The 18,315-nt window shown below is 40.2% G+C and carries 16 protein-coding genes; 12 read left to right on the top strand and 4 right to left on the bottom strand.

Annotated features, from left to right (window positions below; all coding sequences use genetic code 11):
• Window positions 1–144: 144 nt before the first annotated feature.
• From argC to argH, 4 genes are all read left to right on the top strand, one after another.
• Window positions 145–1,149 carry an N-acetyl-gamma-glutamyl-phosphate reductase gene (gene argC, locus ED622_RS10115; protein WP_122033758.1) on the top strand — a complete coding sequence of 335 codons (1,005 nt, stop codon included), beginning with the start codon at window positions 145–147 and terminating at the stop codon, window positions 1,147–1,149.
• Between the two features lie 15 nt (window positions 1,150–1,164).
• Window positions 1,165–1,944 carry an acetylglutamate kinase gene (argB, locus tag ED622_RS10110; protein WP_122033757.1) on the top strand — a complete coding sequence of 260 codons (780 nt, stop codon included), beginning with the start codon at window positions 1,165–1,167 and terminating at the stop codon, window positions 1,942–1,944.
• A 78-nt stretch (window positions 1,945–2,022) separates the two neighbouring features.
• Window positions 2,023–3,234, top strand: coding sequence for an argininosuccinate synthase (locus tag ED622_RS10105; protein ID WP_122033756.1), 1,212 nt, complete (start codon window positions 2,023–2,025; stop codon window positions 3,232–3,234).
• 298 nt (window positions 3,235–3,532) lie between these two features.
• On the top strand, window positions 3,533–5,407 hold the full coding sequence (argH, locus tag ED622_RS10100) for an argininosuccinate lyase (RefSeq protein ID WP_122033755.1): 1,875 nt from the start codon (window positions 3,533–3,535) through the stop codon (window positions 5,405–5,407).
• 154 nt (window positions 5,408–5,561) lie between these two features.
• Here argH and ED622_RS10095 read toward each other — a convergent pair whose 3' ends face one another.
• From ED622_RS10095 to ED622_RS10085, 3 genes are all read right to left on the bottom strand, one after another.
• A complete protein-coding gene (locus ED622_RS10095) occupies window positions 5,562–5,819 on the bottom strand; it encodes a DUF3624 domain-containing protein (protein ID WP_122033754.1) in 258 nt (85 codons plus the stop codon).
• 103 nt (window positions 5,820–5,922) lie between these two features.
• The gene (locus ED622_RS10090) at window positions 5,923–7,389 is read right to left on the bottom strand and encodes a dihydrolipoyl dehydrogenase (RefSeq protein ID WP_122033753.1); all 1,467 of its coding nucleotides are present in this window, start codon (window positions 7,387–7,389) and stop codon (window positions 5,923–5,925) included.
• Between the two features lie 180 nt (window positions 7,390–7,569).
• Entirely contained in the window at window positions 7,570–8,298 is a 729-nt protein-coding gene (locus tag ED622_RS10085) for a glutathione peroxidase (RefSeq protein WP_122033752.1), read from the bottom strand.
• Between the two features lie 180 nt (window positions 8,299–8,478).
• Here ED622_RS10085 and oxyR point away from each other — a divergent pair, with 180 nt between their 5' ends.
• On the top strand, window positions 8,479–9,375 hold the full coding sequence (gene oxyR, locus ED622_RS10080; protein ID WP_122033751.1) for a DNA-binding transcriptional regulator OxyR: 897 nt from the start codon (window positions 8,479–8,481) through the stop codon (window positions 9,373–9,375).
• A gap of 78 nt (window positions 9,376–9,453) precedes the next feature.
• Here the strand turns inward: oxyR and ED622_RS10075 are convergent, their stop codons facing one another.
• Entirely contained in the window at window positions 9,454–11,952 is a 2,499-nt protein-coding gene (locus tag ED622_RS10075) for a penicillin-binding protein 1A (protein WP_122033750.1), read from the bottom strand.
• Between the two features lie 138 nt (window positions 11,953–12,090).
• On the opposite strand from ED622_RS10075, the gene pilM reads away from it, so the two are divergent.
• From pilM to aroB, 7 genes are all read left to right on the top strand, one after another.
• Window positions 12,091–13,056, top strand: a complete 966-nt coding sequence (pilM, locus tag ED622_RS10070) for a type IV pilus biogenesis protein PilM (RefSeq protein ID WP_122033749.1) — start codon at window positions 12,091–12,093, stop codon at window positions 13,054–13,056.
• Window positions 13,041–13,607, top strand: a complete 567-nt coding sequence (locus tag ED622_RS10065) for a PilN domain-containing protein (RefSeq protein ID WP_122033748.1) — start codon at window positions 13,041–13,043, stop codon at window positions 13,605–13,607. Before pilM ends, ED622_RS10065 begins: the two co-directional genes overlap by 16 nt.
• The gene (locus ED622_RS10060; RefSeq protein WP_122033747.1) at window positions 13,604–14,185 is read left to right on the top strand and encodes a type 4a pilus biogenesis protein PilO; all 582 of its coding nucleotides are present in this window, start codon (window positions 13,604–13,606) and stop codon (window positions 14,183–14,185) included. The genes ED622_RS10065 and ED622_RS10060 overlap by 4 nt, the downstream gene beginning before the upstream one ends.
• Complete coding sequence (locus tag ED622_RS10055; protein WP_122033746.1) at window positions 14,178–14,699, top strand: pilus assembly protein PilP; 522 nt, start codon at window positions 14,178–14,180, stop codon at window positions 14,697–14,699. Before ED622_RS10060 ends, ED622_RS10055 begins: the two co-directional genes overlap by 8 nt.
• A gap of 26 nt (window positions 14,700–14,725) precedes the next feature.
• Window positions 14,726–16,447, top strand: coding sequence for a type IV pilus secretin PilQ (locus ED622_RS10050; protein ID WP_122033745.1), 1,722 nt, complete (start codon window positions 14,726–14,728; stop codon window positions 16,445–16,447).
• Between the two features lie 222 nt (window positions 16,448–16,669).
• Entirely contained in the window at window positions 16,670–17,188 is a 519-nt protein-coding gene (gene aroK, locus ED622_RS10045) for a shikimate kinase AroK (protein WP_045101110.1), read from the top strand.
• A gap of 38 nt (window positions 17,189–17,226) precedes the next feature.
• Window positions 17,227–18,315 carry a 3-dehydroquinate synthase gene (gene aroB, locus ED622_RS10040; protein WP_122033744.1) on the top strand — a complete coding sequence of 363 codons (1,089 nt, stop codon included), beginning with the start codon at window positions 17,227–17,229 and terminating at the stop codon, window positions 18,313–18,315.

The following is an 18,315-nucleotide window of genomic DNA, read 5'->3' as shown; positions in this document are numbered from 1 at the left end:
TAAAGTGAATAGAAATACAGTTTAGTTTAATTTTAATGAATAAACTAAATTATAAAAAGGAAAGTCAGTATCGAATATGTGTAACGCTCAAGTTACCCTGAATGGCATTTTCCTTCAATAGATGAAGAGATAAACGGACGTATTATGTTGAAAACAACCATCATCGGAGCAAGCGGATACACAGGTGCAGAATTGGCACTGATGATATTTAAGCACCCACACCTTTCTTTAGCGGGTTTGTACGTATCAGAAAATAGCTTGGATAAAGGAAAAGCGATCAGTGATCTTTATGGTTCACTAAAGGGTATTGTCGATGACGCATTACAGCCGTTGTTGGATATTACTCAAGTTGCTAAAGAATCTGATGTTGTGTTACTTGCGACTGCCCATGAAGTTAGCCACGACTTAGTGGCGACATTTTTAGAGCATGATTGCGTCGTTTTTGATTTATCTGGTGCGTTCCGTGTAAAAAAAGAAGGTTTCTATTCTGAGTATTATGGTTTTGAGCATCAATATGAAGAGTGGTTAGATAAAGCCGTTTATGGGTTGGCTGAGTGGAACGCTGAAGCGATTGCTCAAGCTCAATTGGTTGCGGTTCCGGGGTGTTATCCAACGGCGTCACAATTAGCACTAAAACCATTAGTAGAATCTAACTTATTAGATAAAAATCAATGGCCTGTTATTAATGCAACCAGTGGCGTTACTGGGGCAGGTCGTAAAGCGAATTTAGTCAGCAGCTTTTGTGAGGTTAGCCTTCAGCCTTATGGTGTCTTTAATCACCGTCATCAGCCTGAAATTGCAGCGCATTTAGGTTGTGATGTTATTTTCACTCCTCATCTTGGTAATTTCAAACGTGGCATTTTAGCGACGATCACAACCAAGTTAGAGAAAGGCGTAACAGAAGCGGACATTCAAAAGGTATTTAATAGCGCCTATACAGAAACACCAGTGGTTCGTTTACTTGGTAATGAGATGCCAAAAATTCAATCTGTTGAAAAAACGCCTTTCTGTGATATTGGCTGGAAAGTGCAAGGTGAGCATCTGATTGTTGTCTCTGCGATTGATAATTTATTAAAAGGTGCATCAAGCCAAGCAATGCAATGCATTAATATTCGTTTTGGTTTTCCAATGTTAACGTCTTTAATATAAAGTATGGTATTTAGTATGAAGCAACGTCCTTTAGTGATTAAGTTAGGTGGCGCGGTATTGTCATCAACCGAAACGTTAACACAATTGTTTAAAACGGTTTCAAACTATCAACAGCAAGCAAACCGAGCATTAGTGATTGTTCATGGTGGTGGTTATTTAGTGGACGAGTTGATGGACAAACTTCAACTTGAAACCATTAAAAAAGAAGGCTTACGCGTTACACCAAAAGATCAAATTGGTTATATCACTGGTGCTCTGGCTGGTACGGCAAATAAAATGCTGCAAGGCCAAGCGATGAAGAATGGTGTAAAGGCAATTGGACTTAGTTTGGCTGATGGCGGTTTATGTCATATCGCTCAACTGAACCCTGAGCTAGGTAATGTTGGTTTAGCGACCGCAGGTGATGCAACTGTGTTGAATGCTATTTTAGCGACGCAAGTTACTCCTATAATTAGTTCGATTGGTATTACAGCTCAAGGTGAGTTAATGAATGTTAATGCCGATCAAGCTGCAGTCGCTGTTGCGGCGGCATTAGATGCTGACTTAGTCTTACTTTCGGATGTGGCTGGTGTTTTGGATAGTGAAAAACAACTGATCACCCATTTAGATTCAGAGCAAGCTGAGTTATTGATCCAACAAGATGTCATTACCGATGGCATGATTGTGAAAGTTCGTGCGGCACTAGAAGCGGCACAAGAATTAGGAAGAGCGATAGAAGTGGCGTCATGGCGCTCTCCAGAAAAATTAGCTGAGTTGTTTATTGGAAACAGCATTGGCACCCAGTTTCAGCCTTAATAGGCAATAAGTCCCATTTTTTAAGTTTAAATTTTTAAGAATACAGTCACCGCGAGTATGCGGATCAAGGAGAATAGAATGAGCAAGAAAGTAGAAGTAAACAAGGTTGTTGTTGCATACTCTGGTGGTCTAGATACGTCAGTAATTATTCCATGGTTAAAAGAAAACTACGGCTGTGAAGTTATCGCTTTTGTTGCCGATGTTGGTCAAGGTGAAGAAGAGCTTGAAGGCATTGAAGCAAAAGCCATCGCATCGGGTGCTTCTGAATGTTATATCGCTGATCTAAAAGAAGAAATGGTATCAGAATATATCTTCCCAACATTAAAAACGGGTGCGCTTTATGAAGGTAAGTACCTACTAGGTACTTCAATGGCTCGTCCTATTATCGCAAAAGCACAAGTAGAAGTAGCGCGCCAAGTGGGTGCTGATGCACTTTGTCACGGTTGTACCGGTAAAGGTAACGACCAAATCCGTTTTGAAGGTGCCTTTGCTGCATTAGCACCAGATCTACACGTAATTGCGCCATGGCGTGAGTGGGATTTAGTGAGTCGTGAAGAGTGTCTTGATTACCTAGCTGAGCGTAATATCCCTTGTTCAGCATCATTAACTAAGATTTATTCTCGTGATGCGAATGCATGGCATATCTCTACAGAAGGTGGTGTGCTTGAAGATACATGGAATGCGCCAAATGATGATTGCTGGGCATGGACGGTTGATCCAGAACAAGCGCCAAATGAATCAGAAACAGTATCAATTAAAGTAGAAAAAGGCGCGGTTGTTGCTGTTGATGGTAAAGCGATGACCCCTTATGAAGTGGTTGTTTACCTAAACGAGAAAGGCATCAAGCACGGTGTTGGTCGTATTGATATCGTAGAAAACCGTTTAGTTGGCATGAAATCTCGTGGCTGTTATGAAACTCCGGGCGGTACGATTATTAATGAAGCGTTGCGTGCTGTTGAGCAATTGGTTCTAGATAAAGCATCGTTTGAGTTCCGTGAAGAGCTAGGCATTAAAGCGTCTCATCTTGTTTATGATGGCCGTTGGTTCACTCCACTATGTAAATCAATCTTGGCGGCGACTGAAGAGCTAGCACAAGATGTGAATGGTGATGTTGTGATTAAGCTATATAAAGGTCAAGCGACAGTAACTCAGAAGCGTTCTGATAACAGTTTATACTCTGAAGAGTTTGCAACGTTTGGTGCAGATGAAGTGTATGACCAAAGCCATGCTGAAGGCTTTATTCGTCTTTACTCACTATCAAGTCGTATTCGTGCACTAAATAGCAAATAGGCTAAGGTTCCCATTAACAGACGTCAGTGGCTAAAATATAATTAATAACAACTGTTAAACAATTTGATTTACACTAGTCGAAGCGCATTTAGTTATTAAATGCGCTTCGATTTTTTTGTCTAAACGATTACAATAAAGATACCTTACGGTTTAATGAATAAATATGTAATTAAAGTGAATTAAACCTTTATTTTTGTCGTGAATTGCCGTAAGTTTGAACCATCAAGAAAAATACTGAATTGAATCAGAATTAATATTTGCAAAAAGCAGTGAGCACTGTGCATTTAGGAGAAACACCATGGCATTATGGGGCGGACGTTTTAGTCAAGCAGCAGACACAAGATTTAAACAGTTTAACGATTCACTTCGTATCGATTATCGCCTTGCAGAACAAGATATTGTTGGTTCTATTGCATGGTCTAAAGCACTACTTTCTGTCAATGTTATTAATGATCTTGAGCAGCAAAAGCTTGAATTAGCACTGAATGAATTAAAATTAGAGGTGATGGAAGATCCAGAGCAGATTTTATTGTCTGATGCTGAAGATATTCATAGCTGGGTAGAAACACAACTGATTGGTAAAGTTGGTGACCTAGGCAAGAAATTACATACAGGTCGTTCGCGTAACGACCAAGTCGCGACGGATTTAAAACTGTGGTGTCGTCAACAAGGCCACCAATTACTTCGTACTCTTGATCTACTTCTTAATCAGTTAGTTAATGTTGCGTCTGAGCATCAAGCAACGGTACTTCCGGGTTATACACACTTACAGCGTGCACAACCGGTGACATTTGCTCATTGGTGTTTAGCTTATGTTGAAATGATTGAGCGTGATCACTCTCGTCTTGAAGATGCGATTAATCGTTTAGATACTTGTCCATTAGGGTCAGGCGCGCTAGCGGGTACTGCTTATCCAATGGATCGTGAGAAACTGGCTCGTAATCTTGGTTTCCAACGTGCAACGCGTAACAGTTTAGATTCGGTATCGGATCGTGATCATGTGATGGAGTTAATGTCGATTGCTTCTATCTCAATGGTTCATTTATCGCGTCTTGCAGAAGATATGATTTTTTATAACTCAGGTGAATCAAACTTCATTGAGCTGGCTGATACGGTAACGTCAGGTTCATCGTTAATGCCACAAAAGAAAAACCCAGATGCATTAGAGCTTATTCGTGGTAAATGTGGTCGTGTCTACGGAGCATTGGCTGGCATGATGATGACAGTAAAAGCGCTACCTCTGGCTTACAACAAGGATATGCAAGAAGACAAAGAAGGCTTATTTGATGCCCTAGACAGCTGGTCTGATTGTATCGAAATGGCCGCTTTATGTTTTGAAGGCATCAAAATCAATGGTGAGCGTACACTTGAAGCGGCAAAACAAGGTTATGCAAACTCAACAGAGTTAGCGGATTACTTAGTAGCAAAAGGCATCCCATTCCGTGAAGCGCACCATATTGTCGGTGTAGCTGTTGTCGGAGCGATTGAGAAAGGCTGTGCACTAGAAGAGCTTTCTATCGCAGAATTAAAAGCATTCTCTGATGTAATTGAAGACGATGTATATGAGATCTTAACCATTGAATCTTGTTTAGCTAAACGTTGTGCACTTGGTGGCGTTGCACCAGAGCAGGTCGCTTATGCTGTAGAGCAAGCAGGTAAACGTTTAGAAGAGCGCGATTCAACTGGCGTGAAAGTACGTCCAGCTCGTTTAACTGATTTAGATGCGTTAGAAGGAATGGTTGCGTATTGGGCTGGCCTTGGTGAGAACTTACCTCGTAATCGTAATGAATTAGTGCGTGATATCGGCTCGTTTGCTGTATCAGAGCATCATGGTGAGGTTACAGGGTGTGCCTCTTTATATGTATACGATTCTGGCTTAGCAGAGATTCGCTCACTCGGTGTTGAAGCGGGTTGGCAGAGCCAAGGTCAAGGCAAGGCGATTGTTCAACACTTAGTTGAGAAAGCTCGTGAGATGGCGATTAAGAAAGTCTTTGTACTAACTCGTGTTCCTGAGTTCTTTATGAAGCAAGACTTTATTCCAACCTCTCGCTCATTGCTGCCTGAGAAAGTTCTGAAAGATTGTGATCAGTGTCCTCGTCAACACGCATGTGATGAGGTTGCACTTGAAGTTAACCTACAAGAACAAGTGATCATTAAAACCAGTGTTGCTTAATGAGTATTACAATAGTTATGCGAGACAGTTAACTAAATACTCAAAATAAAAAAGAAAATGTGGTGAACTTTTTAATTAGATACTAGTCTTATTAATACTGCTTTTTCTTAGAAAGATTCTAAGAGGCCCTGATATCTATTTTGATATCGGGGCTTTATTTTTTGTACGTCATAGTGTTTTTTGATGTTAATCGATAGTAGAACATCATTAATAGATGCAGACTAAGTAACCCAGTAAAAGCACTACTTATCATAAAAGTAGCAATCGCTTCTATTTGATAGGGGGTTGATTGAAAGAACTCTAGCCAGGTAAGCCAGCCACCGATAGAGAGAAAAGTCAGCTGTTTCATGCAACGAGAGCAACGACCGAGCTTTTGTTTAAAGATGTCTGAACGGCAAGTTTTACATGACATGATGATAGATTCTTAGACTAATACGTAATGATCTGAACTTTAAATGCAAAAAGACCAATGCGCAAACATTGGTCTTTTATTTTTTAGGCATTATTGAATCAGATTAACAACCTGGGCCACAATCCATACAATGTTTGATCGTCTCTGGGCCTAAGTGTAATTTAGCATTTAAATCACGAAGGGCAGTACGAACGCCTTCTTCAATCACTGGGTGGTAGAAAGGCATATCGAGCATGTCTGATATCGTCATCTTATTTTGATGTGCCCAAGCCAATAGGTGTGCTAAGTGCTCCGCATTTGGGCCCATCATTTCAGCACCTAGGAAACGACCTGTTCCTTGTTCTCCGTATACATGAAGAATCCCTTTATTACGTAGCATCACTCGTGAGCGACCTTGGTTTTCAAAAGAGACTTCGCCTGTTGCGAAACAACCACAAGTGCCTAAACGTGTTGTAATTTCTTTATACGTTTCACCAACCATCGCAATTTGTGGGTCAGAGAAAACCGCTGAGATTTTCGAACGGCGAAGGCCTGCACGGATCTCGGGGAAACGACCTGCGTTATCACCCGCAATACGAGCTTGGTCTGCTGCTTCGTGTAATAGTGGCAGTTGATTACTTGCATCACCCGCAATGAAAATAGTTGGTTGTGATGTTTGTAATGTGTAGTGATCAGCGGTTGGTACGCCACGAGCATCTAGTTCAAGAGAAGTATTCTCTAGACCTAATTTATCGGTATTTGGGCGACGGCCTGTTGCGGCTAATACATATTCAACAAGATTAGTTTCTAGTTCACCTTGTTTGTTGATGAATTTAATTTCAACGCGATCTTCACCTGACTCAGTAGTAATACGCTTCATGCTTTCTACTTTTACATCAGCATCAAGATAAAACTCTTCATTGAAGGCTTTGTTTGCATACGCCATCACTTCAGGGTCTGTTACCGGACCAACTTGACCTCCTAAACCAAATAGCTTGGTTTCAACACCTAAACGGTGAAGCGATTGACCAAGCTCAAGGCCAATAACGCCAGGGCCAAATACCGCGACTGATTTTGGTAAATCATCCCAATTAAATACATCATCATTGATGATCAAACGATCACCTAACTCATTCCATACTGCAGGGTAAGCAGGGCGAGAGCCTGTTGCGATAACAATGCGTTTTGCAGTGACGATAGTGTGGTCGTCAACTTGTAACGTGTTGTCATCTAAAAATTTAGCGTAACCAGAGATTTTATCTTCTGCTGGTATTTCATCAACGCCTTCTAAAACAAAGCCAACAAAACGGTCACGTTCAAATTTTACTCGGTCCATGACTTCACGGCCATTAATTACGATCTCACCTTGAGGGTGAATACCAAATTGAGGTGCTTTTTCAATTTGGTGAACGCTTTCTGCTGCTGCAATTAATAGCTTTGATGGCATGCAACCAACACGAGCACAAGTGGTACCATAAGGTCCGCCTTCAATCATGACAACACTGTCAGTATGTGCTTTTGCTGCACGGTAAGAGCCTAAACCTGCTGTACCACCACCGATAACAGCTACATCTACATTGACTTGTTTCATAATAATTCTCTCGTAATCGCTTTATTTTGAATGAACGAACCCTTCCGACTTTTATTATTTTTTTTAAGTCAGTCAGATAATAGGTTAGTTTGAGTATTTTGCGTTGCTGTGTTTTCTAATCTTTGAAGTGATTAACTAGCCCACAAAGTGGTGGGCTAGTTGATGGTCTATCTTAATTGATTAACCTAGGAACGTTTCTAGTTCTTCGCTGCCACCGATGTGTTTGCCACCGATGAATACTTGAGGAACGGTAGAACGACCAGTAATTGCACGTAGGCTTACTGTTGTTGCATCTTTACCCAATACAACTTCTTCGTAGTTAAGACCTTTATCGATTAGGTTTTGTTTTGCTTTCACACAGAAAGGACAACCTGGTTTTGTAAATACAGTGATTGACTCTTGCTCTTTGTGTTCAGGAGCTAGGTAGTTCAGCATAGTATCAGCATCAGATACGTTGAACGGGTCGCCTGCAACATCTTCTTCGATAAACATTTTTTCAACTACGCCATTTTTAACTAGCATGCTGTAACGCCATGAACGCTTACCAAAACCGATGTCATTTTTCTCAACTAGCATACCCATGCCATCTGTGAACTCACCGTTACCATCTGGAATGAAAGTAATGTTTTCAGCTTCTTGATCTGCTTTCCATGCGTTCATTACAAACGTATCGTTTACAGAAACACATAAGATGTCATCTACACCATTCTCTTTAAATACAGAATGCAGCTCGTTGTAACGAGGTAGGTGGCTTGAAGAACACGTTGGAGTAAATGCACCTGGAAGGCTAAATACGATAACGGTTTTGTCTTTAAATAGTTCTTCTGTTGTTACGTTAACCCAAGCATCGCCTTTACGTGTTGGAAAAGTAACTTGAGGAACTGATTGACCTTCTTTAGATGTAAACATAATGATGTCCTTTAAATTTTAATTAATTTTGAATTTCTTATTCGGGGTCTGCCCGGTTGATGTAGCTATTATGCAAAAGCTTGCTTGATAGTTCTAATCGTTTGGTGTTATCGTTTCAATCGTTAAAATCTATCAACTATATTGTCATATTATGAATCAAAGCTGTCAGGAGTGTAATACATGAATATCCGTGATTTTGAGTACTTGGTCGCACTTGCTGAGCATAAACATTTTCGTAAGGCGGCAGAGTCTTGTTTTGTTAGTCAGCCGACATTAAGTGGACAGATCAAGAAGCTAGAAGAAGAGGTTGGATTAACCTTATTGGAAAGAACCAGTCGTAAGGTGTTATTTACTGATGCAGGCTTACAATTAGTAGAGCAGGCTAAACGGATCCTCATTGAAGTTAAACGTTTCTCTGAACTTGCTAACCAACAAGGCAAGGAAATGACGGGGCCATTACATCTAGGTTTTATACCTACTGTTGGACCTTATGTTTTACCTTGGATTGTTCCAACACTAAAAGCACAGTTTCCTGATTTAAACTTATATCTTCATGAAGCGCAAACTCATCAATTAGTTAAGATGCTTGAAGAAGGTAAAATTGACTGCATGATATTGGCTTCTGTAGATGAAACAAATAATTTTATTGAAGTCCCTGTTTATGACGAGCCAATGGTTTTAGCCGTTCCTAAAGATCATAAATGGGCGTCTGAAGAGTCAATTGATATGTCGCGCTTAAGTGGGGAATCTGTCTTAATGCTAGGTGATGGTCATTGCTTACGAGATCAAGCTTTAGGATTCTGCTTTGCTGCAGGAGCTAAAGATGATGATCACTTCAAGGCCACTAGTTTAGAAACCTTGCGTAATATGGTTGCTGCGGGTAGTGGGATAACATTGATGCCATACCTTTCTGTACCAAAAGAAAAAGAGCGAGATGGGGTGTGTTATTTACCCGCTAAAGCGCCGATCCCGCATCGTCAAATCGTATTGGCTTATCGTCCGGGTTCGCCATTAAGAAGTCGTTACGAAGCGCTAGCGAAAGAAATAGAACATAAAATGACAGCCGTTATTAATTAAACCTCTAACTCTAGGCTGTTAAGAATAAAAAAGGGACGCTTAAGTAGCGTCCCTTTTTATTTTCTTTAGATAATTGATTTAGAATAAACTTTCGTCTTCTTCACCATCACCATCCGTATCACCAGATGAATAAAGCGTATCTTGGAAATCTTGTTTTACGTATTCTGTCGGCTCAGTTCCACCAGCAAAATATTCCCACATACTGGTTTCATCATTTTTATTGGTTAATAGACCTGTTTCGCGATCTATTTTTACCTTGATGATATTAGCAGGAAGACGTTGGCTCTCTTCTGGAACACCATCAAGCGCAACTTTCATAAAATTAACCCAAGCGTAAATAGCCGTTTTACCGCCAGCTTCGCCACCGGTAGGCATCTCTTCTTTGGTCATGTTGTCGTTTTTAGTGGTATAGCCTAATCGGTGTGATGGATTATCAAAACCAACCCATGCCGTTGCCACTACATTGGGGCCATAGCCGTTATACCATGCATCAACTGAGTCATTAGTTGTCCCTGTTTTACCACCAATATCACGACGTTTTAGAACTTGTGCACGCCAGCCAGTACCATTCCAGCCAGTGCCTTTACGCCAGCTACCGCCACCCCAGATATTGCTATACATCATTTGTTTAACTAAGAATGCATTTTGCGCTGAGATAACTTTTTTAGCATAAGGAGAGTCGTCATCATTTTGTTGAGAACAATCACTTTGGCAAATGGTTTTTGGCGTTGCTTTATAAACTTCATCACCAAATGGACCATTGATGTGGTCAATGTAGTAAGGCTCTACGTAGTAACCATTGTTGGCAAATACAGAGAAGCCTTGTGCCATTTGTACTGGCGTTAAGCTACCCGCACCTAGTGCAATGGTTTCAGAGTGTGGGATGTCTTCTTTTTTAAAGCCAAAGCGAGTCAGGTAATCAATGGTTTCATCTAAACCGACTTCACGTAACACACGAACAGCCATTACGTTTTTAGATTGAGCTAAACCAATACGTAGGCGAGCAGGGCCAACATAAGTTGGTGGCGAATTCTTAGGTCGCCATGCTGTACCTTGACTCTGATCCCAAGTATTGATCGGAGCATCATTTACTAAGCTTGCTAGTGTTTTACCGTGGTAAAGAGCAGCAGAGTAGATAAATGGCTTAATACTAGAACCAACTTGACGCACAGACTGAGTAGCACGGTTAAATTTGTTGTGAACAAAGTTGAAACCACCTACTAAAGAGGTGATAGCTCCATCGGTTGGGTCCATAGCAACAAACGCGGTATTTGCAGCAGGCACTTGGCTTAGCTTCCACACCGTTGTTGTTACGTCATCGGTAGTCTCTTGGCTTAATGGGCGAACATACACTTGCTCACCTGCAGCTAAGATATCAGCGGCACGACGAGGCGCAGGGCCTTGGCGTTTGTCTGTTTTAAAGCGACGAGCCCATTTCAAACCGTCCCAAGGGATAGTTGCAATACCTGTATTTTTAATATCAACCGTTGCTGTTTTTCCTTTAACAGAAAGAACAACGGCAGGCATTAGATCACCATAAGAAGGTTCATTTCTTAAATGCTTAATAATTGCATCTTCATCTAATGGTGTTGCTTTTGGTTCCCACACTGTTTTCACTGCACCACGGAAGCCATGACGTTCGTCATAAGCCAGTAGATTATCAATTGATGCTTTGTTTGCTGCTGCTTGCATTTTTGAATCGACAGTCGTGTAGATATTCATACCAGAAGTGTAAGCGGCTTCTTCACCGTACTTATTCACCATCCAAGCACGAGCGATTTCTGCAATGTAAGGCGCTTGAAGTTCAATCTCTGCTCCGTGGTATTTAGAGATGATAACTTCGGCTCTAGCATCTTCAAATTCTTGCTTAGTAATGTAACCTTCATCAAGCATACGAGCTAAAACAACATTGCGACGAGTCGTTGCACGATCAACAGAATAGATAGGATTCATTGTCGATGGGGCTTTTGGTAGGCCTGCAATAATGGCAACTTCACCTAAAGTGAGCTGTCCAATTTCTTTACCAAAATAAACATGAGCTGCTGCGCCAACGCCATAAGAGCGGTAACCAAGATAAATCTTATTTAGATAGAGTTCTAAGATCTCTTGTTTTGTTAGTAATTGCTCGATATGAACGGCAATAAAAATCTCTTTAATCTTACGCATGATTTTCTTCTCATTAGATAAGAAGAAATTACGCGCAAGTTGTTGAGTAATGGTACTCGCCCCTTGTTTTGCTGAGCCAGAAGCTAAAACAGCAAAAGCAGCACGAGTAATACCGATAGGGTCAAAACCATAGTGGCTATAAAAGCGACTGTCTTCGGTTGCAATAATCGCTTCAAGTAAATGAGGAGGCATCTCTTCTAATTTAAGAGGAATACGACGCTTCTCGCCAAATTGAGCAATTAATTTACCATCGCGGCTATATACCTGCATTGGTGTTTGTAGTTGTACATCTTTCAATGTTGCCACGTCTGGTAATTCTGGTTTCACATATTGGTAAAAACCAAAAATTGTTGTGACCCCAAGAATAATGCAAACCAATGTAGCTATAAGCAGTGCCTTTATGAACTTCACCTGATAATTCCCGTTTACTTTAATCTGTATTGTCGTTTCTAACCCGTAACTGAGTAGTATAAATATAACACAACAAAAGATAACGCAAATAAACGCTTAAATTTGAGATATTTATTTATTACCTGGAGTTAACCCAAGATGAACTATCCCACCATTACCGGTTTAGATATAGGGCATCATAGCATTAAAGCCGTCTCAGTAAGGTTAAAAAGAGGTCAATTAGAATTGGTTGGCTATCATGAAATACCATTGTCTGCGTCAGTATTTGTTGAGGGAGGTCGATTATTAAATGAAAGTGTAAAACTGCAGTTATCTCAATTAAAAAGAAGATTAAAATCAAATCAAAAACGGGTCGCTTTTTCTATTCCTGATCATCACATAATGAGTAAGTTAATTCAGATAGACAGCCAATTGGATGACAAAGAAATAGAATTTACTCTGATTCATGCGTTTGAAAAACAAACATCGCTCTCTTCTGCTGAATTAAATATCGATTTCTCTATGATAAAACCGTTGGAAAGTGATGATTTTAAAATAACGAATTATCAAGTATTCGCTACCCGTAAAGAGATTGTTCACTCTCGTCAGGAGTGCATAGAAAGTGCTGGCTTTCTGACGGTACTCGCAGAAATACATTCGCACTCATTATTAGCGTTATGGCAGCGAGGGGTGATGGCCTATCCGGATAAAAATAACTGGATGTTAGTCGATATTGGATATCAACAACTCATATTTTGTATCGCCTCTCCTAATCAGCACTTATACAGTAAGCAAGTTACTTTTGGTGCATCAATGGTTCAAAATACAAATAATAGAGAGCAATACATCGCTCAATTATCCGAACATATTCGTCGTCAAATCACTCTATATTCTTCAATTCACGATCACAAAGTAGAAGGCGTGTGGATTACTGGTGGTGGCTCCCTGTATCCCGATTTAGCTTATTTATTGAGTGATGAAATATCATTGCCGATTTTAGAATTTAATCTTCTCTCCTTATTTCAACCATCAAGTAAGTCACTGCCTTCTGTAGATACACCTATTAATCAATATGCCTCGGCTTTAGGTTTGGGATTAAGAGGAATTGAATGGCTTACCAAATAAACTTATTGCCTTGGAGGGAGAAAGAGCGAACCAAGCATAAGTACCAGTTTGTATTGGTATTGATTGTTGTCATTGTCTTAGCTGCAATGATCCAATGGCGTGGTTTTAATTATTTGCACAGTCAGTACTCACAGCAAGCGAAGAGAAATGGATCCCTAGAAGCGCATATAGAGAAACTGGAACAAGAGTTAATACAATTAAACACCATCAAAAAACAGTATCAAGAGAGATTACAGCGCTTAACGGCGGTGGAAGAACTGCAACAGAATAAAAATAAAACCACTCAATTACTGAATACGTTACCTGAGATTATTACAGAGGGTATTTATCTTAATAGAGTTCGTATCCATGAAAGGAAGGTGGAACTAAATGGGGTGAGTGACAGTCATGCTCACCTTGCCAGTATGTTAGATAAATTAGAACAATCGCAATATATAACATCAGTGAAAATGCACTCTATTGTTTCTGAACGATCTGTATTTGATAGCGAGGTTAACCGTTTTGACGTTTCATTTTCGCTACTTCCTTTTGTGGGCTTTGAGGGATTATGACTGACTGGTTAGCGTTGGATTTGGATGAAATAGCAGAGTGGCCACTGCTGCCAAAAATATTGGTTATTTTACTGTTATGTCTTGTGGTTCAAAGTGCCGGATATTGGTTTTTTTTGCAGCCCCTTAGTGATGATATCGAGCAGTTGAAAGCAGAAGAACTCTCGTTAAGAAGTGCAGTTGAATATAAATATAGCCAAATGGCAGTGGAGCCTCAAATAAATCATCAACTTAGTGAGTTGAACTTACGCTATGATTTTTTAGCGCGGCAATTACCAGAACAGAAAGAGTTAGCAAGTGTGCTTTCGTCTATTAATCAGGTTGGTATTAATCATCAATTAAGCTTTACGCGAATTGATTGGGGTGAGAGAGAAGAACAGCCTTTCTTCTATAAGTTACCACTGAATATTGAAGCAACAGGCAAGTACCATGACATAGGTGCATTTTCAGAAGCCATTGCCGATCTGCCGCGGATGATTAGCTTAGATGTGGTGGATATTCAAAGAGTCACGCCAGAGAGTGATATGTTGCACGTTCGAGTGATGGCAAATACCTATCAACTTAAGAGCGCTTATGAATAATCGATTTAGGTTGATAACTTTCATTATTTTTATGCTCTCTCTTATTGGTTGCAAAGCGAATAAAGAACCATTGGATCTCTTTTATAGTGAAGCGAAACAAAAAGGAGCAGCTGAAATTGAAGGCTTATCTCCCGCGATCTCTTTTGATGTTGAGTTATATACTAAAGCGAATCTCCGTTCTCCCTTTTCATTACCAAATCAAACAGAGATAAACTCACAACCGTTAGAGACAAAGGACTGTTGGCAGCCACTGCTTAGAAAGAAAAAAGATCCACTGGAATACTACTCTTTGGAACAGTTGAGATTGAAAGGAATGATGGGGTTTGAGTCTGATGTTATCGCCTTGATAGAAACCCCAAGTGGCAACGTGGTTAATGTCCGTAAAGGCCAATATATAGGACAGAACAATGGGAAGTTCATCAGTATTCAATCAAATAAAATCATTATCAAAGAGATCTTAAGTGATGGTTTGGGTTGCTGGAAGAAAAGAAAGTTCGCCTTGGTATTAAGATAAGTGCGGAACAAAAATAGGGATTAGGCATGTTGCAAGGGTGCAGAGAAAGTATCAAATTGTTCAGTATTCAATGTAGTGCCATTTTTATTGTCAGTTGGGTGAGCTTGGCGGTTCAGGCGAATCAAATAGTGACGAATCAATTTTTGAACGTGGATTTTAAATTGGGTCAGAAAAAAGAGGGGGTGATCATCATTGATCTCGCCTCTTCATCGGCTTTGGTTGATTTTAAAAAAGAAGATCGTAAATTAATTATTGAGTTGCATGACACGAAGATCAGCGATGATAAGTTAGTTATCTTGGATGTTGACGATTTTTCTACAGTAGTTTCTCGAATTGAAACCTTTAGAGAAGGGAGTAGCACAAGATTATCGGTGGAGGTGAATGACACCTATCAATACGATTACGATGTAATAGATCAACAAGTGAAAGTTATCGTTTCTAAGTCTAAGAAATCAACGGGCTCGGATGATCTCTTATTAAATAATCATAAAAACAAACCGATTTCGATTAACTTCCAAGATATATCAGTGCGGCATGTATTGCAGTTGATCGCGGATTATAATGATTTTAATTTAGTGGTATCAGACTCGGTAGAAGGCAATTTAACGCTGCGTTTAGATGGCGTACCGTGGCAACAAGTTTTAGATATCATTCTAAAGGCCAAGTATTTAGACAAGCGTGTTGAAGGTAATGTGGTCTTGGTAGCTCCAACATCAGAATTTGATATACAAAAGAAAAAGAGTTTAGAGCAAGCAAAAATGGCCTCGGAATTAACGGAACTTTCTTCTGTCATACTTCCAATTAGCTATGCTAAAGCTTCCGATATTGCCGAACTTTTCACTGGAGATGGTGAGGTAACTATGCTCTCTCAGCGCGGTAGCATCACCGTTGATGAGCGAACCAACTCACTATTACTGCGTGACTTACCAGAAAGTATTGACGTTATTAAAGATATTATTGAAACCTTAGATGTACCCATCAAACAAGTTCAGATTGAAGCAAGAATTGTCACTATTAATGAAGGGCACTTAGATGAACTTGGCGTTCGTTGGGGGGTAACTAATATTAATGGCAGTACTACGATTGGCGGTTCAATTGAAAATAATTTAGCGACGATTGGGCTCTATGATGGTGGTAAATCTGGACTTCCTGTTGATGATTTTTTAAATGTAAATCTTGGGTTGATAAATCCAGCAGCATCGAGTGTCGCTTTTCAGGTCGCCAAATTAGGCTCTAACTTATTGTTGGATCTGGAACTTTCGGCGCTGCAAGCGGAGTCTAAGGCTGAAATAATTTCGAGCCCTCGACTGATCACTACCAACAAACAACCAGCTTATATTGAGCAAGGAACCGAGATCCCATACTTAGAAGCCTCTTCGGGTGGAGCTGCATCGGTCTCTTTTAGAAAAGCAGTGTTAAGTTTAATGGTGACACCACAAATAACCCCAGATAATCGCTTGGTTCTTGATTTGATTGTGACGCAAGATAGACCCGGTCAGGTCGTTAAAACCGGAACAGGTGAGGCGGTAGCAATTGATACTCAGCGAATAGGAACTCAAGTGTTAGTAGATAATGGTGAGACGGTGGTTTTAGGTGGTATCTATCAGCATTCCTTATCAAATAGTGTAGAAAAAGTTCCCTTGTTAGGCGATCTTCCTCTGCTAGGAGCACTATTTCGTCGCAGCTCAGAAAATATAGGTAAAAAAGAATTATTAATCTTCGTTACCCCAAAAGTTGTTATACAGTAATAAGATAGCGTTATTTTAAGGTGTGAAATGTTATTAAAATAAGGAGTAAAAAAAATTATTATGCTGAACTTTTCATCTAGCTATTGCAATCACTAGCTATTAACTGAGATAATTTTTAGTCTGATCACAAAATATCTGTGAGGAATATGGTGCCACAGAAGCATGTCTAGAAGAGACAACTGTTGGCAATGTCGTTAATGAACTTTGCATAATTTCTAAAAAATGGCTGAAAAACGAAATATTTTCCTTGTTGGCCCAATGGGCGCCGGCAAAAGTACAATTGGTAGACACTTAGCACAGCAACTTCATATGGAGTTTCTTGATTCTGACACGGTAATCGAAGAACGCACAGGCGCAGATATTGCTTGGGTATTCGACGTGGAAGGTGAAGAAGGATTCCGTGTACGTGAAGAAGGTGTAATTAACGATTTAACTCAAGAGCAAGGCATTGTACTTGCGACGGGTGGTGGCTCTGTTATTAGTAAAGAGAGTCGCAATCGTTTATCTGCTCGTGGTGTTGTTGTATATCTTGAAACTACAATTGAGAAGCAATTAGCTCGCACACAACGCGATAAAAAACGTCCGTTGCTTCAAACTGATGAACCTCGTGAAGTGTTAGAAGCACTAGCGAAAGAGCGTAACGCACTTTATGAAGAAGTGTCTGATTACGTTGTTCGCACCGATGATCAAAGTGCAAAAGTAGTTGCAAATCAAATCATCCAAATGCTTGAAGAGCGTTAATTCAAGTCATTTACTAAGACAGATACTGGGAACGAATCATGGAAACGATTCATGTAGATTTAGCAGAACGTAGCTATCCCATCTCTATCGGCGCCGAGTTGTTTTGCAACCCGGCGCATTTTTCATCTGTAATACCTGCCAAAAAACGTGTTGTCGTTATCAGTAATGTAACGGTTGCACCGTTGTATGCTCAGCAAGTCATCGACACATTAAACACGTTTGAATGCCAAGTATCATTGTTGGAATTAGACGATGGTGAGCAATATAAGAATCTAGACACTTTCAATAAAATCCTAACTTTTCTGCTTGAGGAAAATCACAGTCGTGACGTAACGATTGTAGCCTTAGGGGGCGGAGTTGTTGGTGATGTGGTTGGTTTTGCTTCCGCATGTTATCAACGTGGCGTTGATTTTATTCAGATACCTACAACACTTCTTTCTCAAGTTGATTCATCTGTTGGTGGTAAAACTGCAATAAATCATCCGCTTGGTAAGAATATGGTGGGTGCATTTTATCAACCAAAAGCCGTTATTATTGATATTAATTGCCTGAAAACATTACCTGAGCGTGAATTCGCAGCAGGGATGGCTGAGGTGATTAAATACGGCATTATTATTGACCGTGAATTCTTTGACTGGCTTGATGAGAACATGGATAAACTGTATGCATTGGATCATGATGCGTTGGTTTATGCTATTTCACGTTGTTGTCAAATTAAGGCAGATGTTGTAGCAAAAGATGAAAAAGAATCAGGGATGCGTGCACTCTTGAACCTAGGTCATACTTTTGGTCATGCGATTGAAGCTGAAATGGGTTACGGTAATTGGCTTCACGGTGAAGCGGTTTCTGCAGGCACAGTAATGGCGGCAGTAACAGCTCAAAAAGAAGGGTTAATTTCGCAAAATGACGTAGAGCGTATTTGTGCTCTATTAGAAAAAGCGAAGTTGCCACTTAAAGCACCCAAAGAGATGACAGTAGATGCATTTATGAAGCACATGATGCGTGACAAGAAAGTGTTGTCAGGTAAGTTACGTTTGGTATTGCCAACATCAATTGGCAGTTCTGAAGTCGTAACTGGTGTTTCTGAAGATGTGCTTGCTGATGTAATTGAGCAATGTAAGGCGTAA

Origin of the sequence: Aliivibrio sp. EL58 (assembly GCF_900312675.1) — a bacterium.
In the GTDB taxonomy this organism is placed as follows: Bacteria; Pseudomonadota; Gammaproteobacteria; order Enterobacterales; family Vibrionaceae; genus Aliivibrio.
This window is presented reverse-complemented; position numbering and strand designations above follow the sequence as displayed.